This is a genomic window from Flavobacterium sediminilitoris, from assembly GCF_023008245.1.
GTDB classification, from domain to species: domain Bacteria; phylum Bacteroidota; class Bacteroidia; order Flavobacteriales; family Flavobacteriaceae; genus Flavobacterium; species Flavobacterium sediminilitoris.
Map to the genome: position 1 here is coordinate 216,053 of NZ_CP090145.1, position 25,886 is coordinate 241,938.

At 28.7% G+C, this 25,886-nt stretch carries 23 protein-coding genes; 11 read left to right on the forward strand and 12 right to left on the reverse strand.

Annotation, left to right across the window (positions count from 1 at the left end; genetic code table 11):
* Window positions 1-3 precede the first annotated feature (3 nt).
* The 3 genes from LXD69_RS01075 to radC all read right to left on the reverse strand — a co-directional run bounded on the left by LXD69_RS01075 (window position 4) and on the right by radC (window position 1,854).
* Complete coding sequence (locus LXD69_RS01075; protein WP_045968466.1) at window positions 4-462, reverse strand: RES family NAD+ phosphorylase; 459 nt, start codon at window positions 460-462, stop codon at window positions 4-6.
* Window positions 462-965, reverse strand: coding sequence for a type II RES/Xre toxin-antitoxin system antitoxin (gene parS / locus LXD69_RS01080; RefSeq protein ID WP_246916764.1), 504 nt, complete (start codon window positions 963-965; stop codon window positions 462-464). Before parS ends, LXD69_RS01075 begins: the two co-directional genes overlap by 1 nt.
* A 205-nt stretch (window positions 966-1,170) precedes the next feature.
* Window positions 1,171-1,854, reverse strand: coding sequence for a RadC family protein (radC, locus tag LXD69_RS01085; protein WP_246916766.1), 684 nt, complete (start codon window positions 1,852-1,854; stop codon window positions 1,171-1,173).
* A 113-nt stretch (window positions 1,855-1,967) separates the two neighbouring features.
* On the opposite strand from radC, the gene LXD69_RS01090 reads away from it, so the two are divergent.
* The gene (locus LXD69_RS01090) at window positions 1,968-2,621 is read left to right on the forward strand and encodes a DUF1287 domain-containing protein (RefSeq protein WP_052705243.1); all 654 of its coding nucleotides are present in this window, start codon (window positions 1,968-1,970) and stop codon (window positions 2,619-2,621) included.
* A gap of 25 nt (window positions 2,622-2,646) precedes the next feature.
* On the opposite strand, the gene LXD69_RS01095 is transcribed toward LXD69_RS01090, so the two are convergent.
* Together LXD69_RS01095 and LXD69_RS01100 are read right to left on the reverse strand one after the other, a co-directional pair.
* On the reverse strand, window positions 2,647-4,002 hold the full coding sequence (locus tag LXD69_RS01095) for a UDP-N-acetylmuramate--L-alanine ligase (protein ID WP_246916769.1): 1,356 nt from the start codon (window positions 4,000-4,002) through the stop codon (window positions 2,647-2,649).
* A gap of 57 nt (window positions 4,003-4,059) precedes the next feature.
* Window positions 4,060-4,746, reverse strand: coding sequence for a tetratricopeptide repeat protein (locus LXD69_RS01100; protein ID WP_246916772.1), 687 nt, complete (start codon window positions 4,744-4,746; stop codon window positions 4,060-4,062).
* A 141-nt stretch (window positions 4,747-4,887) separates the two neighbouring features.
* Between LXD69_RS01100 and LXD69_RS01105 the strand changes: the two genes are divergently transcribed.
* Window positions 4,888-11,391 carry an alpha-2-macroglobulin family protein gene (locus tag LXD69_RS01105; protein WP_246916775.1) on the forward strand — a complete coding sequence of 2,168 codons (6,504 nt, stop codon included), beginning with the start codon at window positions 4,888-4,890 and terminating at the stop codon, window positions 11,389-11,391.
* 72 nt (window positions 11,392-11,463) lie between these two features.
* Window positions 11,464-11,925 carry a peptidoglycan-binding protein LysM gene (gene lysM, locus LXD69_RS01110; protein WP_246916778.1) on the forward strand — a complete coding sequence of 154 codons (462 nt, stop codon included), beginning with the start codon at window positions 11,464-11,466 and terminating at the stop codon, window positions 11,923-11,925.
* 63 nt (window positions 11,926-11,988) lie between these two features.
* On the opposite strand, the gene LXD69_RS01115 is transcribed toward lysM, so the two are convergent.
* Window positions 11,989-12,270 carry a hypothetical protein gene (locus LXD69_RS01115; RefSeq protein ID WP_045968477.1) on the reverse strand — a complete coding sequence of 94 codons (282 nt, stop codon included), beginning with the start codon at window positions 12,268-12,270 and terminating at the stop codon, window positions 11,989-11,991.
* A gap of 125 nt (window positions 12,271-12,395) precedes the next feature.
* On the opposite strand from LXD69_RS01115, the gene LXD69_RS01120 reads away from it, so the two are divergent.
* On the forward strand, window positions 12,396-12,716 hold the full coding sequence (locus LXD69_RS01120) for a roadblock/LC7 domain-containing protein (RefSeq protein ID WP_045968479.1): 321 nt from the start codon (window positions 12,396-12,398) through the stop codon (window positions 12,714-12,716).
* A 15-nt stretch (window positions 12,717-12,731) separates the two neighbouring features.
* A complete protein-coding gene (locus LXD69_RS01125; RefSeq protein WP_045968481.1) occupies window positions 12,732-13,106 on the forward strand; it encodes a hypothetical protein in 375 nt (124 codons plus the stop codon).
* Between the two features lie 261 nt (window positions 13,107-13,367).
* Here LXD69_RS01125 and obgE read toward each other — a convergent pair whose 3' ends face one another.
* Both obgE and LXD69_RS01135 read right to left on the reverse strand, forming a co-directional pair.
* Complete coding sequence (gene obgE / locus LXD69_RS01130) at window positions 13,368-14,369, reverse strand: GTPase ObgE (protein WP_045968483.1); 1,002 nt, start codon at window positions 14,367-14,369, stop codon at window positions 13,368-13,370.
* Between the two features lie 257 nt (window positions 14,370-14,626).
* Window positions 14,627-15,739, reverse strand: coding sequence for an adenylate kinase (locus tag LXD69_RS01135; RefSeq protein ID WP_246916781.1), 1,113 nt, complete (start codon window positions 15,737-15,739; stop codon window positions 14,627-14,629).
* A 97-nt stretch (window positions 15,740-15,836) separates the two neighbouring features.
* Between LXD69_RS01135 and LXD69_RS01140 the strand changes: the two genes are divergently transcribed.
* A complete protein-coding gene (locus tag LXD69_RS01140) occupies window positions 15,837-16,379 on the forward strand; it encodes a hypothetical protein (protein WP_246916783.1) in 543 nt (180 codons plus the stop codon).
* A 32-nt stretch (window positions 16,380-16,411) separates the two neighbouring features.
* Here the strand turns inward: LXD69_RS01140 and LXD69_RS01145 are convergent, their stop codons facing one another.
* Window positions 16,412-17,956, reverse strand: coding sequence for a T9SS-dependent choice-of-anchor J family protein (locus tag LXD69_RS01145; protein ID WP_246916786.1), 1,545 nt, complete (start codon window positions 17,954-17,956; stop codon window positions 16,412-16,414).
* Between the two features lie 170 nt (window positions 17,957-18,126).
* On the opposite strand from LXD69_RS01145, the gene LXD69_RS01150 reads away from it, so the two are divergent.
* The 5 genes from LXD69_RS01150 (at window position 18,127) to LXD69_RS01170 (ending at window position 24,002) form a co-directional block, all read left to right on the forward strand.
* Window positions 18,127-19,284, forward strand: coding sequence for a 5-(carboxyamino)imidazole ribonucleotide synthase (locus LXD69_RS01150; RefSeq protein ID WP_246916789.1), 1,158 nt, complete (start codon window positions 18,127-18,129; stop codon window positions 19,282-19,284).
* A gap of 141 nt (window positions 19,285-19,425) precedes the next feature.
* Window positions 19,426-19,908, forward strand: a complete 483-nt coding sequence (gene purE, locus LXD69_RS01155; RefSeq protein ID WP_045968492.1) for a 5-(carboxyamino)imidazole ribonucleotide mutase — start codon at window positions 19,426-19,428, stop codon at window positions 19,906-19,908.
* Between the two features lie 149 nt (window positions 19,909-20,057).
* A complete protein-coding gene (locus LXD69_RS01160) occupies window positions 20,058-22,085 on the forward strand; it encodes a M3 family metallopeptidase (RefSeq protein WP_246916792.1) in 2,028 nt (675 codons plus the stop codon).
* Window positions 22,086-22,143: 58 nt separating this feature from the next.
* Complete coding sequence (gene pepT / locus LXD69_RS01165) at window positions 22,144-23,382, forward strand: peptidase T (protein ID WP_246916795.1); 1,239 nt, start codon at window positions 22,144-22,146, stop codon at window positions 23,380-23,382.
* 44 nt (window positions 23,383-23,426) lie between these two features.
* Window positions 23,427-24,002 carry a YdeI/OmpD-associated family protein gene (locus tag LXD69_RS01170; protein ID WP_246916799.1) on the forward strand — a complete coding sequence of 192 codons (576 nt, stop codon included), beginning with the start codon at window positions 23,427-23,429 and terminating at the stop codon, window positions 24,000-24,002.
* 73 nt (window positions 24,003-24,075) lie between these two features.
* On the opposite strand, the gene yajC is transcribed toward LXD69_RS01170, so the two are convergent.
* The 3 genes from yajC to nusB are packed head-to-tail and all read right to left on the reverse strand — an operon-like array spanning window position 24,076 to window position 25,794.
* Entirely contained in the window at window positions 24,076-24,348 is a 273-nt protein-coding gene (yajC, locus tag LXD69_RS01175; RefSeq protein ID WP_246916802.1) for a preprotein translocase subunit YajC, read from the reverse strand.
* A gap of 23 nt (window positions 24,349-24,371) precedes the next feature.
* Window positions 24,372-24,833 (reverse strand): DUF1573 domain-containing protein, encoded by a 462-nt coding sequence (locus tag LXD69_RS01180; RefSeq protein ID WP_246916806.1) that lies wholly within the window; start codon window positions 24,831-24,833, stop codon window positions 24,372-24,374.
* 19 nt (window positions 24,834-24,852) lie between these two features.
* On the reverse strand, window positions 24,853-25,794 hold the full coding sequence (gene nusB / locus LXD69_RS01185) for a transcription antitermination factor NusB (protein ID WP_246916809.1): 942 nt from the start codon (window positions 25,792-25,794) through the stop codon (window positions 24,853-24,855).
* Between the last annotated feature and the right edge of the window lie 92 nt (window positions 25,795-25,886).

The following is a 25,886-nucleotide window of genomic DNA, read 5'->3' on the forward strand; positions in this document are numbered from 1 at the left end:
ATATTATTTAAAAATACGTTTATCAAAAGGAAAATCTTCTTGATGAATTATTTTTATTCTATCAAAATCTTCATGAAAAGGATTTAATAAATAATTAAAATCTCCTTTTACAACAGCAGAAGGCACTTTTATTACAGCACTTTTTTTATTTCTAATAAACTCATTCCCTATTTTTTGAGTATCTATTAGTTCTGGAAAGCTATTCCAACCCAAAGGTAATTTCTTTACATCAATTTCTTGTATATATAAATCATCTGGAATAAAAATAGTCATCATAGCATAACCTGATGGTAATGTTGCTAAAGTTACATGCACAACTACTTCTGCCATAGCCAACGCTCTACTTTGAGCTGTATAAACCACTTCTATTCCTTTTGAATTCCATCGAGCACCTGTTATAGAAGCTCCTACTCCAGACAATTCAATAGGATATTTTTTATTTGCTAATCGAAATACTTCCATTATACAAATATTCCATATTGAATTTTATTCAATTCGTTCATAACCATTTCTTTACCATAAGAATCTTTTAATAATTCAAAAGGTTGTAAATTTCCTAAAGCAAAATTTGGAGTATTCAACCAAAGATAGAACTGCTCTTTAGAATCGAACACTTCTTTCCCAAGTGCTGTAACTTCTGCTAATTCAAGAATTTTTTCAGTAGGAATTGCATCAAAAACAAAATCCTTCTTTGATTTATTTCGTTGTAACGTTCTAATTGAAACACCTAAAAATTGTGCCCAATCTTCTTCATTAAAAGGAGTTCTTTCTTTTATTAAATCATACAATTCATAAGGCAATCCCCTTCTAATAGAGTGTACTATTAACATTCTATTAGATAGAAATTTTTTATATGTAATATTTTTATCTACAACTGTTAAATCAGACTCCTTCTCTACTTTAGTAACATACATTCGTACAGCTTTATCAATTTTAACATCTGAATTTGCAATCAACTTTGGCATAACACTGTCATTTGTCTGTAAATTTACGACAATTGTCATTTAAAAACAAAAATATAACATTATTTAACAATGTTTATTTCAACTAATATACAATATTTTTGATATTAAATCTCAATTAAGATTCAACGTAAAAAACAAAAACTAATTATTCTGTATAAGAAATTATATTTACAATAACTACATGCTTGAATTAAACAGTATAGCATTAAAAAAGACCCTCATCAACAAAGCTCAAATATCCTTTTTCTGTTATTATAACATGATCTAAAACACGAATATCTAAACTTCTACCTGCTTGTTTTAACGTTTTTGTAATTTGTATATCCGCTTCGCTTGCTTGTAGCTTACCTGATGGATGATTATGAGAGAGCACAATTGATGTTGCATTATACTCTAATGCTTGTTTAAAAATAATACGAGTATCTACGACTGTTCCTGTTATTCCGCCTTTACTTATTTGTGATTTATAAATTACTTTATTCGAATTATTTAAATATAAAGCCCAAAATTCCTCATGAAATAATTCTCCTATTATAGGTTGCATAATTTCAAAAACAGCTTTACTTGAAGATACTACATCTTGTTTTTTTATTTCTTCTCCTCTTCTCCTTCTCCCTAATTCTAAGGCAGCAATTATTGAAACAGCTTTTGCTTCTCCAATTCCCTTAAATTGAATTAGCTGTTGAATGGAAAGTTTTCCAAGAAAATTAAGATTATTATTTGTAGAAGCTAAAATTCGTTGGCATAACTGAACCGCACTTTCATTACGAGAGCCTGAACCTATAAGAATAGCTAATAATTCTGAATCTGACAAAACAGATTTCCCTTTAAGAAGTAGTTTTTCACGTGGACGATCATCTTCAGCCCACTGATTAATTGGCGTATACATTAAATATATTTTTGGCGTTTATAAGAACAAATTAAACTAATTTTTCAATAGTTTCAAAATAAATGTTATATAATTTATTATTATATTTATCGCTCATTACAAAACAAAATCAAATGAAATATACTACAATATTAATCATGTCTATTTTTAGTTATTTTGGGTGTCAAAAAAACGCTTCTAAAGATAAAGGAGAGGTTATTGTAGAAAAAAAGGAAATCAATCTAACTCTATCACCTCAAAATCCTAAGACTTTTGAAGAAAAGTTATCAAATTCGGCAATATCTATTATTGACCCTGAAGTAATATACACTCCAAATTATGTAAGTATAAAGTATCCAAACGGAGATGTTCCTGCAAAAACAGGAGTTTGTACTGACGTAATAATTAGAGCATATCGAAAGTTAAATATTGATTTGCAAAAAGAAGTACATGAAGATATGAAAATTAATTTTTCACACTATCCTAAAACTTGGGGATTAAAAACCACAGACAAGAATATAGACCACAGACGCGTTCCAAATCTTGAAACTTTTTTCACCAGAAAAGGTAAAAAATTAGCTGTTACACAAAATCCTGCTGATTATAAAACAGGAGAAATAGTAACTTGGATGATAAATGGAAAGCTACCTCATATAGGTATAATTACACATCTAAAATCTAAAGATGGTAAACGACCGTTGATTGTACACAATGTTGGCGGTGGACAAGTTTTAGAAGACTGCTTATTTAGTTATAAAATTGTAGGCCATTTTAGTTATACAAGATGATAATTCAAACCCAAACACCTATAGCTTAATTCATTAACTCTTTCACCTCATCAAAATTCAAACCTCCATAATTTCCTGAACTCATCAAAAGCAATGTCGAATTACTAAAATTTTGTTTAAACAGAAATTCTTTAAATTCGGTTGGGTTAGTATAAATAATCAAATTATTTCGTTTAAAAGACTTCTCAATTTGATCATAAGTTACTTCTTCAAGTTGCTTTATTTTTACAGCATCAGGAGAATAAAATACTACTGCAATATCCGCACTATCTAATGCTCCTTCATATTCTTTTAAAAATTCCGCATTCAAGCTACTATATGTATGTAATTCTAAACAAGCTATCAATTTCCTATCGGGATATTGATCTTTTACAGCTTTAGTTGTTGCAGAAACTTTACTAGGCGAATGAGCAAAATCTTTATAAGCCACTTTATCTATACCTTCTGCTATTTTCTCTAATCGTTTACTAGCTCCTTTAAAGCTTGAAATAGCTTCATAAAATTCAGCTTCATCAACTCCCATACATTGACAAATCCATTTTGCACCTGCCAAATTATTTAGATTATGTGCTCCAAAAACTTCGATAGGCATTGATCCTTCTGGAGTATCTAATAAAGTAATTCCATTTTCAACCGAATAACTAGGAGTTTGATATGGAATTTTACGAATAGGATTTTCCGTTTCTTCTGCTACTTCTTTTACAGCTTCATCTTCTTCATTATAAATTAAAATACCACCTCTAGTAATCTGATTCGCAAAAATCTTAAATTGATCTACATAATTTTCAAACGTCGGAAACACATTAATATGATCCCAAGCAATTCCTGAAAGCAATGCAATATTAGGCTGATATAAATGAAATTTAGGTCTTCTATCCATTGGTGAAGATAAGTATTCATCTCCTTCTAAAACAATAAAATCATTATCTTCTGTAAGATGAACCATTGTATCAAACCCTTCTAACTGAGCTCCTACCATATAATCTACTTCCACATCATGATAATGCATTACATGCAAAATCATTGAGGTAATTGTCGTTTTTCCGTGAGAACCACCTATAACAACCCTTGTTTTATTCTTAGATTGTTCATACAAAAATTCAGGATAAGAATATATTTTCAATCCTAATTCTTGTGCTTTTAATAGCTCTGGATTATCAGATTTCGCATGCATTCCTAAGATAATTGCTTCAATATCTGAAGTAATTTTATCAAGAAACCAACCCATTTCAATTGGCAATAATCCTTTTTTATCTAATCTAGATTTTGATGGTTCAAAAATAGCATCATCGCTACCTGTAATTTTATATCCTTTATTATGTAACGCTAATGCTAAATTATGCATTGCTGCACCTCCAATTGCTATGAAATGTGTTCTCATTATTATTGTTTAGAAGTTTAAAAAAAATATTTTATAATGATTTTAAACTATAGTAAATTATTTATTGTATTTATCTGATTCAATCTGAGCTTCATTTGCTTTTTTAGGAAGCTTCATTTTTGTGTACAAATTAATCAATCTTTGATATGCCGTTTTAGAATGAGTTAAATTTACACCTTGTAAATAATATTTTTCTGCGGAATTATATCTTTTAAAATATTCGTCGATATGTCCTTTTGCCATAACCCCATCAATTTTAGAAATCGCCATCAACTCATCTGCATACTTTTGTGATTTTTTTTCACTTCCTCCAATTATTGCAGGTAATTCAAGATACAAAATCAATAAAGCCCATCTTGTATCTGTATGTTTTAAATCTAATTTTGCAGCCAATTTAAAAGAAGCTTCAATATCATCAATCATTCCAAGCGCTTTAAACTTATTACTTTCTCTCGCTTTCATTCCCATTGCTCCTCCAAACTTATAATGATAGTTTGCATTTTGAGGAAACTTTTCCTTTAAAAATTTATATTTTTCAATTGCAGTGTCCCATTTTTTATAATAGCCCGCAATATCACCAGTATATTCTATTGCTTTATAATCATTAGGATTTGTTTTCAAATGAGCTTCAAAATAAACTTTAGCCTCATCATATTTTTTTTGATTATACAGTTTTTCTCCTTTATTAAAATTATTCTGTGAGAAAACAAAAAGTGGTAAAAAAAACAAAATGAATTTGTACATAGCCGCAATTTTTATTCAAAATTAAGAAAATACAATGATTTATCCTTAAGTAAAAAAATATTTATCTTAGTCGAAGATTTTTTCACAAAACAATCCAACCTTTTCACTCTTTTTATACTCTATACTAGAAAAACATATTCCATGAAAAATTATTTCATCTTTTTATTCTCCTTAATTTGCACTTCATTATTTTCTCAATCAAATTATGATAATGAATGGCAAGAAGTCTATCAACACGAACTCGATGGAAAAACTCGTTCTGCATTTCAAGTTGTGGAAAATATCTATAAAAAAGCAAAACGTAAAAAAGATAAAATTCAAATTATAAAAACTTTTTTTTATACTTCAAAATTTACACAAGCGCTTGAAGAAGATGCACAATCTAAAATAATTACAAATCTAAATAATGAAATTAGAGAAGCTGATGAAACTACAAAAGCTATCTTAAATTGTATCTACGCCTCAATATTGGAGGATTATTATAAGCAAAATAGTTACACTAAAATTAAAAACAGAACCAAAATAGAAAATGAAAACGAAACCAATTTTCTTCTTTGGACTTCAACGAAATTTGAAAGTGAAATTGAAAAAGCCTATGAAAACACTCTACAAAACAGAATCATTTTACAACAACAAAATATAATAGAATTTAAAGACATTTTTACTATTTCTCCAGATATTAATGCTAAAAATTATACCTTATATGATTATCTATGGAACGAATTATTTACTTACAGAAAAAACAATAAAAACAACTGGGAAATAAATAGAACAAATAAAAACAATACTTTCATTGAAAAGCTATACGCTAATCCTTCAACATTCACAAGTGCCTCAACTGACATTGTTTATAATATAAACTTCAAAAAAACTATTGCTTTACTTCAACAATATGAAGCTTATTATAGTAAAAATGATATAGACAAATTAGACAGAGCCTATTCAAACAGACTAAATTATATACATTCTATTTTCAAAAACAATATACTTTACATAAAAGAATTAAAATCGCTCGAAGAAACCACAAAAGACAAGTATCTACAACAACAATTAAGAGTTGATCGAGCCAAATATTTTAATTCTATTACCAATAAAAATTCAGGAAAAAATTACTATAATGAAGTATTAGTAATTTGTGATTCAGTTTTAAAATCTAGAGTAAACAATAATGCTTTGGCTGAAGCCGAAACCTTAAAAAACAACATATTAAGGAAAATATTAAATATTCAAATTAAAAATACGCTTTACGAAAATGAAAATACCAGAGCTTTTGTCACATATAAAAATATCGACACATTAACTATTCATTATTTCAAAATTCCGAAAAGCTTTGATGCATTCAAAAATACAAAAAAAGCAGATTCTATTTTTCGAGATTTTATTGATAAAAATAAAGCTGTAAAAACTTACACACGAATACTTTCAAATAAAAAAGATTACTTTACATATACTACCGAAATACTTTTGGAAAAAATCCCATTAGGTGATTATATATTAGTCTTTCAACCTAACAATCAAAAACTAATTAAAGACAATTATGAATACCAAACAATAACAGTTTCAAATATTGCTTTCATAAAAGACAGTGATGATAAATACGATTATTTCTATGCTTCGGATAGAAAAACAGGAAAACCACTTCAAAATATAATTATTAGAAATAATGAAGAAACTAAACTAACTGATGCTCTAGGAAAAGTAGGTTTTAAGAAAAATAAATATGTAAAAGAAACCTCTAAAAACCCTAATTCAGACATTTATTTTATTCATAAAAAAGACACTTTAGTTAGCAATTACAACAAAGGTTGGTTTTATAAAAAAGATAAAGAAGATTTTGAATACGAAGATTTTGAAGCCAAAGCCAAAGTTTATTTTGATAGAGCTATATATCGACCAGGTCAAAAAGTCTATTATAAAGGAATTATTATTCAAAATATAAATGGAGAAAAAAGTATTGTTCCTCATTTAACTGTCTCAGTATTGATTGAAGATGCCAATTCAAACACCTTGAAAGAATATGAAGTACAAACCAACGAATTTGGTTCTTTCACTGGAGAATTCAATCTTCCAAAGAACATTTTAACAGGTCAATTTTCAGTTACAATTAATGAACCAGATAACTATGAAAATGATAAAAAATATTATGATGAAAAAGAAGACGAACATCAATTTTGGGATAGTGTAGATTTTGATTATGACAATGAATTCAATTTCCAAGTAGAAGAATATAAACGTCCAACATTTGAAGTCTCTTTTGAAACTATAAAGGAAAATTATACTTTAAGTGATACTTTAAAAATCATTGGAAATGCCAAAACTTTAGCTGGAAGTAATCTTACCAATGCTACAGTAAACTATACAATTATTAAAAGGATTTATACCAATAAATATATCGAAAACCTAGAAAGAGAAGACATAACCGATACCTTTAAAACGGATTCAAAAGGGAATTTTACTATTAGTATAACCGCAAATGACAGTTTAGTTGAAAATAAAGATATTAGAGAAATAAATTACACTATTGAGGCAGAAGTTATCGATTTAAATGGAGAAACTAGAACCGCTTCTAAATATATAAAAGTTGGAAATCAAACTCTAAAATTAAGTGTTTTTACAAATCCAACCTTATATAAAGAAGAAGAAGACCATCTTACTATCACTACTACTACATTAAATGATTATCCTATCGATGCAAAAGGTAAAATAGAAATTTATTATATAAAGAAAAAACAATTTCTAAAACCAAGATTATTTTCAATTCCAGAAATTCAAAGCATAGTTGAAAAAGATTTTAGAAAGTTATTTCCAAATGAGCCTTTTGATATAAACGACTCTAAAATAAATGAAATACTTATAAAAACGATTTCTTTCGACACAAAAAATGAAAAAACAGTTCTGTTAGATTTTTTAAAAAAATTAGAAAAGGGAAATTATAAATTAATTGCCAAAGCATTTGACAGTAAAAACAATCAAATTGAAGGTACACATTCATTTGAACTAAAATCGAGAAAAGAAATTTTTGAAAAATCGGTTTTATTTACTTTGAAAGATATTACAGATATTCAAAGTGATCACTTTGAATTTGAATTTCAATCAGTTATTCCAGATTTGAATATTTTTTCAAGGTTTTACATTGGTAAAGAACTGGATAAAGAATTTGTTGTACAACTTACAAAAGGAATTGGAAAGCTTAAAATTAAAAAACAGGCTTCATCAAAAGAAAACCTTTATTTTCATTTTTCAACTCGTTATGACAACGAAACTTTTGATAGAAATTATGAAATTTCAAAAGAAGAAATAGCTAAAAAATTAGAATTTGAGATTCTTAGTCTTCGAAATAAAATTGAACCAGGAAGTAATGAAAGTTGGTCGTTTAAAATACTCAATCAAGAACTAGAAACAGAAATTTTAGCGAGTATGTATGATAGTTCACTTGACCAGTTTACTCAAAAAGAATGGGATACAAAATTAAATTTCCGAAATAATTATTCTAGTCCAAATTATCCTCGTAAATATGAAGATAAATTCAAATACATCTATTTTAATAAGTTTGACCAAAGCACAAAATATTATAATTATTATATAAAAAACCCAAAGTTAAATACTTTTGGTTTCAATTTTAGCGATTCCTACAGTAAATATGCTCAAGAAAAGTACTTAAAAACAATTGCACAAATAGCAGAAGTTCCTAAAAATGCAAAAACAGTGATAGGAACAATTTCAGACAATTTAGGTCCTTTAGCTGGAGCAACTATAACTGTTCAAGGAACAAAAAGAGGAACAACTACTGATTTTGATGGTAACTTTACCATACAAGCAGAAACAAATGAAATTTTAACTATTTCTTATATAGGCCTGATTGACACTTATTACACTGTAAAAGGTAAAAATGACACTATCTATATTACATTACAAGAAGACACAAATGCTTTACAAGAAGTTGTTGTTCTTGGTTATGGAGTATCGAGAGAAAAAAAATCTCTAAACTACTCTACAACTACAATTAGACATGACACAATAGACGATAATTCTTTATTCATAAATTACTTAAATGGTTATGCTACAGGTCTTGAAATTAAAGGATCACCAGGAGCAAATCTATCAATAAAAATTAGAGATACTAATTCTATTTCAGGTAATAATGAAGCCTTAATAATAGTAGATGGTGTTCCAATGAGTACAGAAGATTTTGCTAAATTTAAAGGTAGTGAAATTAAAAGCTATACCATTTTAAAAGATGCTTCTGCAACCGTTTTATATGGTTCAAGAGCTTCTGGTGGTGCTATCATTATCACTACAAAACAAGCTTTAAAAGAAATGACCCAAGTAAAAACAAGAACTAACTTTAATGAAACGGCTTTCTTTTTTCCGCAATTACAAACAAATAAAGAAGGTAAAATAAATTTCAGTTTCACTTCTCCAGAATCTTTAACAAGATGGAAATTGCGTTTGTTAGGTCATAATAAAAAATTTGAAACAGGTTATTTCCAAAGTGATATCGTTTCTCAAAAAAACATTATGGTCATGCCAAATTTACCTCGCTTTGTAAGAGAAAAAGATACGATTACTATTACTACAAAAGTGGCAAATATGACTAATGAAACCAAAACAGGTATTGCTATGCTACTATTATTTGATGCTACTAATGAAAAAGCAATTGATAGTATTTCTTTAAATTTAAACAATAGAAAAGATTTTATTTGCAAACCAAAAGAAAGTGTTTCGGTTTCATGGACAATTACCATTCCTGAAAACTTACAAGGTTTGCAATATAAAATTGTAGCCAAATCAGGTGCTTTTTCAGATGGTGAAGAAAACATTTTACCCGTTTTAAGTAACAAAATTTTGATTACGGAAAGTATTCCGCTTTGGGTGAGAGAAAACAGTAAGAAAGAATATGTATTCGAAAATCTAAAAAATAACACTTTGCCTACTTTACAAAATCATAGTTTCACATTAGAATACACTACAAACCCTATTTGGTTTGCGATTGAATCCTTACCTTATTTAATGGAATTTGAGCATGAATGTGCTGAACAAACTTTTTCTCGTTATTATGCAAACACGCTTGCCTTAGAAATAATCAATAAAAACCCTAAGATTGCTGATTTATTTGAATCCTATAGAACAGAAAAAAAACAAAAAAACAAATTAGAAATTAATGAAGAATTAAAATCAATTTTATTAGCCGAAACACCTTGGTTTTTCGATTCTGAAGAGGAAATTGAAAAGAACAAACAACTGGCTTATCTATTTGATTTGACAACGTTAAAAAACAAACAAGAGCAAACTTTAGAAAAACTAGAAACTAAACAATTACCTTCTGGTGGTTTTCCTTGGTTTGATGGTGGAGAGGAAAACTCATTCATTACACAACATATCCTTTCTGGAATAGGTCATTTAAACAAATTAATCCCAAATGCAGAAACAACCTATAAAAATATAGTTTCAAAAAGTATTCCTTATTTAGATAACCATTTCATTACAAAATATGAGAAAAATAAAAAACTATTCACAAACTATTCACATACAGATATTCATTTTCTATATGCAAGAAGTTTCTTCATTGATCAATATTCTGTATCTAAAAAACTAGATTCAATAATACAATTGCAATTAAGAGAAGTTAAAAAAAATTGGCTTACCTATTCTTTATATCAAAAAGGACAATTAGCTTTAATTTTCAATCGATTTGGTGATGTTAATATATCTAAAAAGATAATAACGCATTTAAAAGAAACTGCATCTTTAAATGAAGATTTAGGCATGTATTGGGTAGAGAATAAAAACAGTTGGCATTGGCATCAATCATCCGTTGAAACACAAGCTTTACTGATTGAGGCATTTAATGAAGTAGCCAACGACATTACATCTGTTGATTTAATGAAAGTATGGTTATTAAAAAACAAACAGAACAAAAATTGGTCCACAACTAAAGCAACTACTGAAGCTATTTATGCTATTTTATTACAAGGTAAAAATTGGACAACCATAGAAGACAAAACCAAGTTTAAAATTGGCAATGAAAAAACCTTAAATCAAAAATTATCTAAGAAAGAAAAAGAAGCTACAACTGGCTACATTAAGATTAACTGGAAAGCTAATGAAATAACAACAGACATGGCAAATATTAGTATTCAAAACAAATCTGATATTCCTAGTTATGGTGGTATTTATTGGCAATACTTTAAGAACCTTGAAGAAATTAAAGAAAGTACTAATCAAATACTAAATATTAAGAAGGAATTATTTAGAAAAGAGAATACTCCAAAGGGATCAGTTTTAAAACCAATTGTAAAAGAAAATCTAATTGTTGGAGATATTATTACAATTCGATTAGAAATCAAAGTAGTTGAAGACTTAGAATTTGTTCATTTAAAAGATTTAAGAGCTTCATGTTTTGAACCATTAGATATTATTTCTAAATATGAAAGAGTTGACAATCTTTATTTCTATAGAAGTACAAAAGATGTTGCAACACACTTCTTCTTTGACAAAATATATAAAGGGACTTACGTTTTAGAGTATAATGCTCGAATAAATAATCCCGGAAGTTTTAATGATGGCATTGCAATCTTACAAAGCATGTATGCTCCTGAGTTTTCAGCTAATTCAAAAAACAACAGAATTAACGTTACAAAATAATAATTTTAACAATAACTTATAAATCATATTTTTTATTATATTTGAGTATTAACATATAAATACAAAACAATTATGGGATTATTTTCATTTGTGAAAAATGCTGGAGCAAAATTATTTGGTAAAAAAGAAGAAGAAGCTCCAGTTGAAGAAAAGGCAATATTAAAAGCAAGCGCATTATTAGAACATGTAAAAGCGCTTGGATTGCAATACCAATCCATAAAAATTAGCTTAAAAGGAGATGATGTAACAGTTGAAGGAGATGTTGCACAACAAGAAGATGCTGAAAAAATTGTTTTAGCTATTGGTAATGTCGATGGAGTTGACACTGTAGACAATCAAATGACTGTTGTTGAGCCAAAACCTGAAGCTCAATTCCACACTGTAGAAAAAGGAGAATGGTTATCTAAAATTGCAGCGAAGTATTATGGTGACGCAAACAAGTACAATGTTATTTTTGAAGCAAATAAACCAATGCTAGAACATCCTGACAAAATTTATCCAGGACAAGTTTTACGTATTCCTAATTTAGATTAAAATCTTAATCAAGAAATAAAAAAGGAGTGCAATGCACTCCTTTTTTATTTCTTATCATCAATATTACCTTCTCCTTCTTCCAAAATAACTAGTCCCAAACTTATTAACAGGAACTCGCCTTATCACTTCCTCTTCTTCATTATCCATATCATTACTTATACTAACACTTGCTTCATCTCGAACTTCAATTTCTTCCTCAATTATGTTCGCTAATAAATCATCTGATTTCTCAACTTGATTTACAACTTCTTCACTTTCAAGGTATCCAAATCTAATTTCATTAAATAATTCTAATTTAAAATCAAGGGCATGTTTTAATATTTCAATATCTTTTTCGCTTTCCATATTTAAAATAAATTTGATGCAAAAATAAGAAAGAAAATCTTTATTACAGAAAAAATGTAATTTTTTTAACAATTGTTAAAAAAAAACAACATATTTTTGCCTATAAATTCATTATAAATAACAAAATGTTACAACAAATAATTGAAAATACAGGTATTGAATCTGCACTACTATTTGACGCCAATTCAAACGTTATAGATTCATATAATATGGACACTCCTAAAAGAATAGCCGCAATGTCAAATACTATTTTTGAGATGTGTAAAGGCTTAACCGAGGATCTAAAAGAAAATAATCTGAATCAGATTATAATCAAAGGAGAGGCTCTTTTAATAATTGGAAATAAAATAAATAATGATAAATATTTAGTTAGTATAACTAAAGATATCACAAAACTAGGCCTACTATTAAAGGTAGTTGACAATTTAAGTAACGAATTAATTTAATTTTAATAAATAATTATGTCTGATTTTTTAAACAAGTTCGGTGAGGACTTAAAAGCAAATGTATCCGGATTTATAGCTGTTAGTGTAACAGAAGTAAAGTCTGGTATTTCTTATTATTCATTAACAGTTGATCCAGCATTTGATCCAGAGCTTGCTTCTGCTTATAATCTTGAAGTGGCAAAGGCTAAATTTAGCGCAATAAAAGCCCTAAATTTAGATCAAAAAATAAATGATATTATGATTAACCTAACTTCTCAAATTCACATTATTGATTTTTCAGAAGGTGGTGAGTATTTTATCTATTTAGCAGTGGATGCTAATAAAGTAAATTTAGGAATGGCTAAAGCACTTTTAAATAAATACAAAAAAGATATTACTGGAAAACTTTAAAAATAAAATTTAGTTTTCTAAAAGAGGCTGCCCAAAAAGGCAGCCTCTTTTTTATATATGGTATTATCAAAATTTCATTTATTAAATATTATTATGCATTTTAGTTTAAACAACTATAAATTCACAAAAGGTTTTGTTTGAATTTTGGAAAAACTTTTAATTATAAGTTTAAAACGTACACACAAAAAAAAGACCGCATAAAACGGTCTTTTTTTCAAACTATATTATATATTTAAAATAGTTGCGTTTTAACTTAAAATTCTAACTATTCAACATTTTCCATAATTTATCTTTCAATTCTTGTAATCCTTGATGTGCCACTGAAGATATAAACATATATTCAGTTCCTTTGAATGCTTTATCTAGCTCTACTTTCATTTCTGATTTTAGTTCATCATCTAACATATCTGATTTTGAGACTACAATTAACCTATCTTTATCTAACATTTCAGGATTATAACGTCTAAGTTCATCCAATAGAATTTCATATTCTTTTTCTATATCTTCAGCATCTGCTGGAACAAGGAACAATAATGTTGAATTTCTTTCTATATGACGTAAAAAATAATGCCCTAGTCCTTTTCCTTCTGCTGCTCCTTCAATAATTCCAGGTATATCAGCAATCACAAATGATTGAAAATCACGATAAGCTACAATTCCTAAATTTGGCTTTAAAGTTGTAAATGGATAGTCCGCAATTTTAGGTTTTGCGGCTGTTAAAACAGATAATAGAGTTGATTTTCCAGCATTTGGAAATCCAACCAAACCAACATCGGCTAGAACTTTTAATTCTAAAATTATATCTTGTTCCTCACTAGGCATTCCTGGTTGTGAATAACGAGGTGTTTGATTTGTAGAGCTTCTAAAGTGCCAATTTCCTAATCCTCCTTTACCTCCTTTTGCTATAACCTTTGATTCTCCATCTTCTGTTATTTCAAAAAGAATCTCACCTGTTTCTTTATCCTTTACCACTGTCCCTAATGGCACTTCTATTATTTTATCTTCCCCATCTGCTCCAGTACTTCTAGAACTTCCTCCATCTCCTCCATGGCCTGCTTTTACATGTTTTGTATATTTTAAATGATATAATGTCCAAAGGTTTTTATTTCCAACTAAAATTACATGTCCTCCACGACCTCCATCTCCTCCGTCTGGACCTCCTTTTTCAATAAATTTTTCTCTATGTAAGTGTGTAGAACCTTTCCCTCCTTTTCCAGAAGCAACATATATTTTTACGTAATCTACAAAATTCCCTTCGGTCATTCTATTTTCATTTAAAAGCTTAAAGTATTCATACAAAATTCCTTACTTTAAACAGGTATTATTTCTGCAAAGGTATAATATATAATTGAATTTACCGATACTTTTAATTATAGCTAAAATGCCGAAAAATACAGGTTTAGTATTTAAGAAAACATCCAGATTATTATTTATAAAAAAAGAGCTTCTATAATAGAAGCTCTTTTTTTATTAGTATATGTTACTTAAACATACCTTATAGTAGACAATTGCAAAAAATTTTATAAATTATCAATCACTTTTGACAACCTTTCCGTTATTTCTACAATTTCACCTATTCCATCAACTGCTTTAAACTTACCTTGTTTCTTGTAATAATCCATTAATGGAGCTGTTTTTTCATTATATTCTTCATAACGATTTCTTATTTTTTCCACATCTTGGTCGTCTGTTCTACCTGAAGTTTTCCCTCTTTCTAATAATCGCTGTACTAAAATTTCATCATCTGCTTCTAATGCAACTGTAGCTGTGACTTCCCAATTTTTAGATTGCAAAAAACTATCTAATGAATTTGCTTGATTAATTGTTCTTGGAAAACCATCAAATAAAAAACCTTTTGAGTTTGGATTTTTCTCTACCTCATCTTGTAACATTTTAATAGTCACTTCATCTGGTACTAAATCTCCTTTATCCATATACGATTTAGCTAATTTACCAAGATCCGTATCATTCTTAATATTGTACCTAAAAATATCTCCTGTAGATAAATGAACAAGATTATATTTCTTTTTTAAAAATTCTGCTTGCGTACCTTTTCCTGCTCCCGGCTTTCCAAATAATACGATGTTAATCATTTTGTTGTGTGTGTTTGATAATTGATATACTTGTTTCAAATTTCTTCCTAAACCATCGTAATCTAACCCAAAACCTACAATAAATTTATTAGGAATTCGTATTCCTATGTAATCTATTTTAATGTCTTTTGTATAAGCTTCTGGTTTAAAAAACAATGTAGCTATTTTAAAATGCTTTACTCCTAATCCTTTAAAGAGTTTCTTCAACTCTTCCACTGTGTTTCCTGTATCTACTATATCTTCTATAATTACTACACTTCTTCCTTCTACATCTTGGTTTAAGCCAATTAATTCTTTTACTTCATTTGTAGTTTTCGTCCCTTCATAAGATGCCATTTTAATAAAACTCACTTCACATGTACTGGAATATTGTTTCATCAAATCAGACAAGAACATGAATGATCCATTCAAAACTCCAATGAATATCGGAACTTCATCATAGAAATCATCTTCAATTTGTTTAGCAACATTTTGAATTGCAAAATTTATTTCTTGTTCTGGAATAAAAGCTTCAAATTTTTTGTCGTGTAGTTGAATCACAAGAGTTAGTTTTAAAAATAAACGACAAATTTAATAAACTATAAAGTATTACAGTATTAAGTATCAATATTTTTTTCATTTTTACTATTTTTAACTCATGAAATCGGCTTTTTATATTAAAATAGAAAATAGCACTGCACATAGAAAATCACGAGACTCTATTTGTGAATTGGCATTAAATAATTCTCAAAACTTAGAAAAATTGTTTGATTTTGCTTTAGACTTAGAAAATAAAAATCACTTTAAGGCATGTTGGAGCTTAGAATTAGTGCTAGAACAAAACATTCTTTTAATAATTCCATATTTAACTTTATTTTGTGACACCCTTTCAAGATACAAACATGATTCTGCAATTCGATCTATTTCGAAAATTTGTCTTTTTATTTCAAAATCAAAACAAATTGAATTATCTGACAAACAAGAACAACAAATAATTGAAACTTGTATGGATTGGTTAATTCAAGATGAAAAAGTTGCGACAAAAGCTTATGCTATGCGTGCACTTCATAATTTTAGTAAAACTCATTTATGGATTAGAGATGAATTAAAAGTAATTTTAACTCAAGATTACAGTTTTCATTCTGCTGCATACAAAGCCGCTGCAAAAGATATATTAAACAAAAATAGACACCTAAAATAAGTGTCTATTTTTTATCCTTTTTAAAACGAATCTTACTCTTTTACTATTTTAATAGTCTCAATATTCTCTCCAATATAAACCTTAACCAAATAATTACCAGAAGGAATACTACTCATATCTAATTCGGCAGTTGTCAAATCTATATTTTTATACAAAACTTTTTGTCCTAACAAATTAAATACCTCAACAGTATTAATTTCTGAAGAATAAGACAAACTCAAACTATTTTTTACAGGATTTGGATAATATGAAAACTCACTCTTATCAAATCCATCTGATGATAAAACTGATGATTGAACAGTTACATCGTCTAAATTTAATCCTCTTGCCCAGTTTGAAGTTCCTTCAAATGCTATATAATATGTTGCTGAAGGATTTGGTAAAGCTAATGTGACTTGCGTCCATGCAGCTTGTTCATCAACATAATCCGTACCTATTTGTACCCAAGGAGAAACTGCACTTTCTTTATAAAAAACTCTTAACTCATCTACATCACCGAACCAATTAACATTTGCGTAATAAAACTCTAATTCCGGACTCGCTACACCTGTTAAATCTAAAGGAGGTAATACTAATTTTGTTGCATTTCCTGCATTAGCCGTTCTAAACTCAGCCATTACAGCTCCTGTTCTTGGTGTAATTGAATTATTTCCATTTGCAGCAACATATGTCCAATCTTCAGATCCTGACACATTCTCATCATCCCAACACGTAGGAATTGTTCCATTCTCAAAACCCTCCACAAAAGGAAATGAAGTTAAAGAAGAGCATAATGTTGTAAAGGCTTTAGGACCTTCCCAAGTACTAAAATTAGAACTTCCACAATCTCTTCTAACATAATATTCATAATCCGTATTAGGCATCAACCCAGTTAATGTAGTATTTGTAGCTCCCATTACTGTTGGAACTATAGTGCCTGTTCCTACTACAAAACCTGGCGCACCATATTCCACCTCAAAATCACCTATATCAGAAGTCCAAGACAAGTCCACTTCTGAATCACTAATTACTATAGCAGCAGGATTAGTAGGAGACAAACAAGATGGTAAAGCAGTAACTTCAACATCATCTAAGTCGAAAGCAAACATATCTGTTGTTAAAGAATAAAAACCAATATAAATGGTTTGTCCAACATAAGCAGATAAATCATACTGATACTTATAAAACTCTAGACCACTTACAGGAGCAACACTTGCTTCTAAAGTTTCTGTAAAATCTGCTGGTGCAACTCCAGTAGTCGATAATTTCAAACTAATAACTTCTGGATATAGCGGATCTCTACTTCGTGCCCAAAAAGTTAAAAAATCAGAAACTCCAGTTGTAACATTAACCGCTGGAGATATCAAATAGTCATCATGAGCAGTAGAACCATACAATATTACAGCAACATTTGTTCCACTATGTGCTAAAATCTCCGATGTAGAAAAATCAGCTATTTCCCAAGTTTCAGAATCTCCACCATTTAATACAGTCCATCCTGTAGGTAAAGTTGTTCCTCCATCAAAATTCTCTAAAAACTGTGCACTAACCAAAGTTGGCAGTGTCAATAACCCCAATAAAAGTAATTTTTTAATCATAATTTAATTTTCATTTAATGTTTATAGCACAACAATATACAAAAAAATGTAACTGAATATCAAATGCTTGAAAAATAAATTTTATATTATCATTTGTCTAAGTATCTTTGCATAGATAACTACAAACAACAAAAATAGCAACCGAAATAACAGTAGGTTCACAATACACAATGAATTACTTTTCATCAGATTTTAGACTTGGCATACTTGGTGGTGGTCAATTAGGTAAAATGTTACTAACTGAAACACGAAAATTTGACATTCAAACATTTGTTTTAGATCCAAGTGAAGAAGCTCCTTCTCGTTTTGGTTGTAATAATTTTTACAAAGGCAGTTTAATGGATTTTGATACCGTTTATCAATTCGGAAAAATGGTTAACCTTTTAACTATTGAAATTGAAAATGTGAATTTAGATGCTTTAGATTTACTCGAAGAAGAAGGATTACCCATTTTCCCCTCTCCAAAAACGTTACGATTAATACAAAATAAGGGAAAACAGAAAGACTTATATGTTACTAATAATATTCCAACTTCTAAACACTTACGATTTGTAGGGCTAGATGATTTAAAAAACAGTTTATCAAAAGACGAATTAGATTTCCCTTTTGTATGGAAAAGTGCTCAATTTGGATACGATGGCAATGGAGTTAAAATATGTCGTTCTGCATTAGATCTAATTAAATTACCTGATGTAGAATGTATTGCAGAAGAATTAATTCCTTTTAAAAATGAATTAGCCGTAATTGTAGCTCGAAATTTTTCAGGCGAAATAAAAACCTATCCTGTTGTAGAAATGGAATTTCATCCAGAAGCAAATCAAGTTGAATATGTAATTTGCCCTGCTAGAATAAACGATTCTATTACTCAAAAAGCACAAGAAGTTGCTCTTAAAGTATCTGAAACTTTTAATCACGTAGGGTTATTAGCAGTAGAAATGTTTCAAACAGAAGATGATGAAATCTTAGTAAACGAAGTAGCTCCAAGACCTCACAATTCTGGGCATTATAGCATCGAAGCGAGCTATACATCACAATTTGAAAATCATTTAAGAGCAATATTAGATTTACCATTAGGAAGCACCGACAGTAAAGTTGCTGGAATTATGGTTAACTTAGTAGGCGAAGAAGGTTTTGAAGGACCAGTTTACTACGAAAACATAGAGCAGATAATGGCAATTAATGGTGTCATACCTCATATTTATGGAAAAAAAGAGACTCGCCCTTTTAGAAAAATGGGACATGTTACTATTGTAAACAGAGATATGGTAGTAGCTCGAAGAATTGCTGAAGAAGTAAAGAATAGCATTAGAGTGATTAGTATTCAATAGAAAGTTTTAAGTATTTATCTATTAGAAAAATAAAACAATTTTTTACCCAGTAAGAAATTTATTTATCTTTTTAAATCATAGCCTTATTATATTTCTAATTCAAACAGAATCTTAAAAACCTTTTAAACAAAATAAATACAAATGAGTAAAGTAGCCGTAATAATGGGTAGTATTTCAGATATGCCAGTAATGCAAGATGCCATAAACATATTAAAAGAATTCAATATAGAAACCGAAGTAGATATAGTTTCTGCACATAGAACACCTGAAAAATTATTCGATTTTAGTAAAAATGCTCATAATCGTGGAATTTCAGTAATAATTGCGGGTGCAGGTGGAGCAGCACATTTACCTGGAATGGTAGCTTCTATGTCTCCACTTCCTGTAATTGGTGTTCCTGTAAAATCAAGCAATTCAATAGATGGCTGGGATTCTGTTTTATCTATTTTACAAATGCCTGGAGGAGTTCCTGTTGCAACTGTTGCACTAAATGGAGCAAAAAATGCAGGAATACTAGCCGCTCAAATCATTGGAAGTAATAATGAAGAGGTTTTAAACAGTATTATCAGTTACAAAGAAGAACTTAAACAAGCTGTATTAAGAGCTTCAGAAAATTTAAAATAAAAAAATCCCGATGCAAGAAACATCGGGACAAAAATCTATTCACATTTAAGTGACAACTATAAAAAAATTCTCTTTTGGGGCAAAAAGGTGTTTTTTAAACATCATTTCGTCGACAAAAATATACACTTTATCGATATAAAAAAATATTTATGACACTTTTTTTAAATAAATTTGAAAAAAAATACAATTCAGCTCCTTTCAGTAATATAAATCTTACAGACTATAAGCCTGCTTTTGAAAAATGTATTAAAAAAGCGAAAGATGAGATTAATTCAATTATAAACAATGATCAAAATCCTACTTTTCAAAACACAATTGAGGCATTAGATTTTGCTGGTGAAAATTTAGACCGTTTATCTAGTATCTTTTTCAATTTGAATTCTGCTGAAACTTCAGATGAAATGCAAAAAATAGCACAAGAAATATCTCCTCTATTAACAGAATTTAGTAATGACATCACTCTTAACGAGGATTTATTCAAAAAAGTAAAAATAATTTTTGATAATAAAAGCACATTATCTCTAACTCCCGAACAAAACACATTACTAGAAAAAAAATATAAAGGATTTGTTAGAAATGGAGCTCTATTAAATGAGGAGCAAAAAACAAAGCTTAGAGAAATTGACACTAAACTAGCTAAACTAAAATTAACTTATGGCGAAAATGTTTTAGCAGAAACAAATAATTACCACTTACACATTATGGAAGAATCAAAACTAAAAGGTCTTCCAGAAGGAGCAAAAGAAGCCGCAGCTTCATTAGCTAAATCAAAAGAATTAGATGGTTGGGCTTTTACTTTAGACTATCCAAGTTACATTCCTTTTGTTACTTATATCGAAAATAGAGAATTAAGAAAAGAATTAAGTATTGCAGCAGGAAAAAAAGGATTTCAAAACAACGAATTTGATAATCAAGATAACATAAAAGACATTGTTAAGTTTCGTCATGAAAGAGCCAATTTATTAGGCTATAATTCCCATTCTCACTTTGTTTTAGAAGAACGAATGGCTCAAAATCCAGAAAAAGTAATTTCTTTTTTAAATAATTTATTAGAAAAAGCCAAACCAGCTGCAGAACAAGAATTTAGTGAACTAACCTCTTTTGCAAAAGAATTAGATGGAATTGAAAAATTAGAAAAATGGGATGGTGCTTATTACTCTGAAAAATTAAAACAAAAACGTTTCAGTTTAGATGATGAAAAATTAAAACCGTATTTCAAATTAGAAAATGTTTTAAATGGTGCTTTTACAATAGCGGAAAAACTATACGGTATTACATTTAAAGAAATTCACGATATTGACAAATATCACGAAGACGTTCAAACATTTGAAGTATCAGACTTAGAAGGAAATTTTGTTGCTTTATTTTATACCGATTTTTTTCCAAGAAAAGGAAAAAGAAACGGAGCTTGGATGACATCATATAAGCCACAATATATAAAAAACAATATAAATGAACGACCTCATATTTCAAATGTTTGTAATTTCACTCCACCAACACCAACAAAACCATCACTCTTAACGTTTAATGAGGTAACTACTCTTTTTCATGAATTTGGTCATGGTTTACATGGAATGCTGGCTAACACAACTTATCCTAGCTTATCTGGAACATCAGTCTATTGGGATTTTGTAGAACTTCCTAGTCAAATTATGGAAAACTGGTGTTATGAACCAGAAGCACTAGCATTATTTGCAAAACACTACGAAACTGGTGAAATTATTCCTCAAGAATATGTAGAAAAAATTAAAGAAAGTGCTAATTTTTTAGAAGGCATAGCAACTATGCGTCAAATCAGTTTTGGCTTATTAGATATTGCCTATCATGGAAAAGTGCAAACCATTGAAGATGTAAAAAGTTTTGAAGAAACTGCTTTCGAAAGCACTAAATTATATCCTGATGTAATTGAAAACTGTATGAGTACTTCTTTTTCTCATATTTTCCAAGGTGGTTATTCTTCTGGATACTATAGTTATAAATGGGCTGAAGTATTAGATGCCGATGCTTTTGCATATTTTCAAGAAGAAGGAATTTTCAACAAAGAAATTGCAACAAAATTCAAAGAAAATATCTTATCAAAAGGAGGAACTGAACACCCAATGATATTATACAAAAAATTTAGAGGACAAGAACCAAAACCAGATGCATTGTTAAAGCGTGCTGGACTAATAAATTAATTAACAAATATCGAATTCAAATTATATAGTATATTTGCAACTGAATAAAAAATAAAAAATGCAACACATTATTGATCGCTTTATAAGCTATGTAACTATAGATACAGAATCTGATCCAAACTCAAGTTCAACTCCTAGTACTGAAAAACAATGGGATTTAGCTAATAAATTAGTTGAAGAATTAAAAGCAATGGGAATGCAAGATGTTACCATTGATGAAAACGCTTATATAATGGCTACTTTACCAAGTAATGTTGACCATGAAGTTCCAACTATTGGTTTCGTTTCACATTTTGACACTACTCCAGATTTTACAGGTGCCAATGTAAAACCTCAAATTATTGAAAATTATGATGGGAAAGATATTATTTTAAATGCTGAACAGAATATAGTTTTATCCCCAAATTATTTTGAAGACTTATTACTATATAAAGGACAAACTATCATTACTACTGATGGAACAACTCTACTTGGAGCAGATGATAAAGCTGGTATTACTGAAATAATGAGCGCCATGGAATACTTAATTCAACATCCTGAAATAAAACATGGTAAAATTCGTGTTGGTTTTACTCCAGATGAAGAAATTGGACGTGGTGCACATAAATTTGATGTAGAAAAATTTGGTTGTGACTGGGCTTATACCATGGATGGAAGCCAAATAGGTGAACTTGAATATGAAAATTTCAATGCAGCAGGAGCAAAAATAACTTTCAAAGGAAAAAGTGTTCATCCTGGTTATGCAAAAGGAAAAATGATTAATTCTATGCTTTTAGCAAATCAATTTATATCTTCTCTTCCATCTAATGAAGTTCCAGAAAAAACAACTGATTATGAAGGATTTTTCCATGTGCATCATTTAAATGGAACACTTGAAGAAACTGTTTTAGAATTAATCATCAGAGATCATGATAAAGAAATATTTGAAGCTAGAAAGGAACTAATTCATACAATTGCTAATCAAATAAATACGCAATATGCAAAACAATTTGGAGAAGATATTTGTATTGCCGAAGTAAAAGATCAATATTACAATATGCGTGAAAAAGTAGAACCTGTATATCATATTGTAGAAATTGCAGAAAAAGCAATGAAAGAATTAAATATCACTCCTATTATTAAACCAATACGTGGAGGAACAGATGGTTCTCAATTATCTTACAAAGGATTACCTTGTCCTAATATTTTTGCAGGAGGACATAATTTTCATGGTAAATATGAATATGTACCGGTAGAAAGTATGATAAAAGCAACCGAAGTAATTGTAAAAATTGCAGAATTAACAGCATATAATTAATAATAAAGCGGAAATTAATTTCCGCTTTATTTTTTATAAAGTATATGACTGATAAAAAAATATGGGATAAAGCGAATCAATGGAATGAAGAATTAGAACTTCTAAAATCTATTATTAATACTACTAATTTAATTGAAACTACAAAATGGGGAACATCTGTCTATACACATAATAATAAAAACATTATTGGCATAGGAGGTTTTAAATCTTATTTTGGACTTTGGTTTTTTAATGGTGTATTTTTAAAAGACGAGTACAATCTTTTAATAAATGCTCAAGAAGGGACTACAAAATCACTTCGCCAAATGCGTTTTCAGTCTAAAGCAGATATTAATGAAAAAATTATTCTAGAGTATCTTACAGAAGCCATTAAAGTAGAAGAAAATGGTCTTTCTATAAAGCCTCAAAAAAAAGAACAATTAGTTTCTGCTTTTTTACAAAATGAATTTAAATCAGACTTAAATTTAAAAATAGCATTTGAAAAATTATCTCCATATAAACAGCGTGAATTTATTGAATATATTGAAACTGCTAAACAAGAAAAAACGAAGCTTTCAAGATTTGAAAAAATTAAACCAATGATATTAGCGAACATTGGACTAAATGACAAATACAGATAGTATATTTCTTATAAATGAAAAACCTCGAATTTTTTTCAAAATTTGAGGTTTTTCATTTAGTAATATTTTTTTATTACTTTTTTTCTGCAAGTTTTGCACTCATCTCTAAAGAAATTGCTGACTTTTCCATCTTAATTTTTCCAGCCATTGTTTCAATTACAACTGTTGTTTCAGATAATTCAGCTATTTTGCCATGAATCCCTGCTTTAGTAATTATTTTATCTCCTATTTTTAAAGCTGCTTCAAAAGCTTTTTCCTTTTTTGCTCTTTGCTGATTTGGTCTTATCATTAAAAAATAAAAGATTGCAATCATTAACAATATTTGTATTACGAGTGTAGAATTCATATTCTCTTTAATTTAATATTATATTATTTAGCTTGTTCCTTACCTAATACATTTGCTTTAATCGTGAAAGTTTCTTTTCCAGATTCTGTATTAGTTGTTAACGTAACTGTTTTACTTTGTTGTCCAGATTTACCTGATGAATCAAATGTTACTTTTATAGGAGCTGTTTCTCCAGGCTTTAAAGGTTGCTTAGGATAATCTGGAACAGTACATCCACATGTAGCTTCAGCATTTGAAATAATTAAATCGCTTTCACCTATATTTTTCACTATAAATTCAGTACTAACTTTATCACCAGATGTAATAGTTCCAAAATCGTGATCTGCTTTATCAAATTCAACTTTTGGTAATTTACCAACCATTGCTTTTTCTGCTTCCACAACTTTCATGTCTTCGTCTGTTATTTTTAAATTCGCGTTTTCTTTACAAGAAACAACTGAAAATAAAAATGATAAAGTGACTAAGCTTAACGTTTTTTTCAACATAACTATAAAAATTAATTGTTTATAATAATCCTCTTCCCGCTTTATTTAGGCGATTGTCTTTTTCAAATTCTTTAATTAAATTATCTAAAATTCCGTTTATAAAAATACTACTTTTTGGTGTAGAATATTCTTTTGCAATTTCTAAATATTCATTAATTGTTACTTTAACTGGAATTGATGGGAATTTTAATAACTCACAAATTGCCATTTTTAAAATGATTGTGTCTATTTCTGCAATTCTATCTGAATCCCAATTTGGTGTTTTGTCAAGATATTCTTTTGATAATTCAGTTTCATTTAAAATCGTTTTTCTAAATAAACTTTTCACATATTCTTTATCATCAATATCTTTATATAATTTAGAAATCAAAAAATCATCATCAGTTGCTCTAAATTTCTTCAATTGTTTTAAAATCAATGTATTCACAGAAGGTAAATCATCTAACCATGTTAATTTATGCTCTTCTAAATAATCATATAATTTTTCATTTGGAGCAATCACTTCTGTAAATAAATCAGCAATAAAATCTTTATCTTCATTAAACGAATTCTCTGGAGAAGACATATATTCTAAATAGAGACTACTTGCTTTTATAGCTTCAAGTAGAAATAAAATAATATCATCATTTCTTTTCCAATTTGTAATAGATCTACTATCTATAGCATCAATCAATGAATTACTATTTGATAACAATTTTAAAACTCTATTCTCAGTAAACTTTTTGCTTGGATTGCGCTCTTCTTTAGTAGCCAAATGTTTTTTAGAAGCTAATTCTAAATATTCTAGTTCTTTTTCTCTGATTTCAATAAATGCAGACAATATCAAAAGATACAAATCATGCATATTATCAATACTTTGAAACAAGAATTTTTCCTCTTTATCAAGACTTTCTCCTTGATGTTGGTGCATTGCATATATACTTTGCATCACTTTAACTCGTATATGTCTTCTATTTAACATACTAATTTAAGAACTTTTAAAAATTAAGAAAGCGAAAGAAAATCTTTCGCTTTGCAAAAATACATATTTTTTTTATTTTAGGTTGAAAGTTC

Excerpts from the sequence above, each read along its gene's own strand:
- LXD69_RS01075 (WP_045968466.1), bottom strand. The coding sequence starts at position 462 with ATGGAAGTATTTCGATTAGCAAATAAAAAATATCCTATTGAATTGTCT.
- parS (WP_246916764.1), bottom strand. The coding sequence starts at position 965 with ATGCCAAAGTTGATTGCAAATTCAGATGTTAAAATTGATAAAGCTGTA.
- radC (WP_246916766.1), bottom strand. The coding sequence starts at position 1,854 with ATGTATACGCCAATTAATCAGTGGGCTGAAGATGATCGTCCACGTGAA.
- LXD69_RS01090 (WP_052705243.1), top strand. The coding sequence starts at position 1,968 with ATGAAATATACTACAATATTAATCATGTCTATTTTTAGTTATTTTGGG.
- LXD69_RS01095 (WP_246916769.1), bottom strand. The coding sequence starts at position 4,002 with ATGAGAACACATTTCATAGCAATTGGAGGTGCAGCAATGCATAATTTA.
- LXD69_RS01100 (WP_246916772.1), bottom strand. The coding sequence starts at position 4,746 with ATGTACAAATTCATTTTGTTTTTTTTACCACTTTTTGTTTTCTCACAG.
- LXD69_RS01105 (WP_246916775.1), top strand. The coding sequence starts at position 4,888 with ATGAAAAATTATTTCATCTTTTTATTCTCCTTAATTTGCACTTCATTA.
- lysM (WP_246916778.1), top strand. The coding sequence starts at position 11,464 with ATGGGATTATTTTCATTTGTGAAAAATGCTGGAGCAAAATTATTTGGT.
- LXD69_RS01115 (WP_045968477.1), bottom strand. The coding sequence starts at position 12,270 with ATGGAAAGCGAAAAAGATATTGAAATATTAAAACATGCCCTTGATTTT.
- LXD69_RS01120 (WP_045968479.1), top strand. The coding sequence starts at position 12,396 with ATGTTACAACAAATAATTGAAAATACAGGTATTGAATCTGCACTACTA.
- LXD69_RS01125 (WP_045968481.1), top strand. The coding sequence starts at position 12,732 with ATGTCTGATTTTTTAAACAAGTTCGGTGAGGACTTAAAAGCAAATGTA.
- obgE (WP_045968483.1), bottom strand. The coding sequence starts at position 14,369 with ATGACCGAAGGGAATTTTGTAGATTACGTAAAAATATATGTTGCTTCT.
- LXD69_RS01140 (WP_246916783.1), top strand. The coding sequence starts at position 15,837 with ATGAAATCGGCTTTTTATATTAAAATAGAAAATAGCACTGCACATAGA.
- LXD69_RS01145 (WP_246916786.1), bottom strand. The coding sequence starts at position 17,956 with ATGATTAAAAAATTACTTTTATTGGGGTTATTGACACTGCCAACTTTG.
- LXD69_RS01150 (WP_246916789.1), top strand. The coding sequence starts at position 18,127 with ATGAATTACTTTTCATCAGATTTTAGACTTGGCATACTTGGTGGTGGT.
- purE (WP_045968492.1), top strand. The coding sequence starts at position 19,426 with ATGAGTAAAGTAGCCGTAATAATGGGTAGTATTTCAGATATGCCAGTA.
- LXD69_RS01160 (WP_246916792.1), top strand. The coding sequence starts at position 20,058 with ATGACACTTTTTTTAAATAAATTTGAAAAAAAATACAATTCAGCTCCT.
- pepT (WP_246916795.1), top strand. The coding sequence starts at position 22,144 with ATGCAACACATTATTGATCGCTTTATAAGCTATGTAACTATAGATACA.
- LXD69_RS01170 (WP_246916799.1), top strand. The coding sequence starts at position 23,427 with ATGACTGATAAAAAAATATGGGATAAAGCGAATCAATGGAATGAAGAA.
- yajC (WP_246916802.1), bottom strand. The coding sequence starts at position 24,348 with ATGAATTCTACACTCGTAATACAAATATTGTTAATGATTGCAATCTTT.
- LXD69_RS01180 (WP_246916806.1), bottom strand. The coding sequence starts at position 24,833 with ATGTTGAAAAAAACGTTAAGCTTAGTCACTTTATCATTTTTATTTTCA.
- nusB (WP_246916809.1), bottom strand. The coding sequence starts at position 25,794 with ATGTTAAATAGAAGACATATACGAGTTAAAGTGATGCAAAGTATATAT.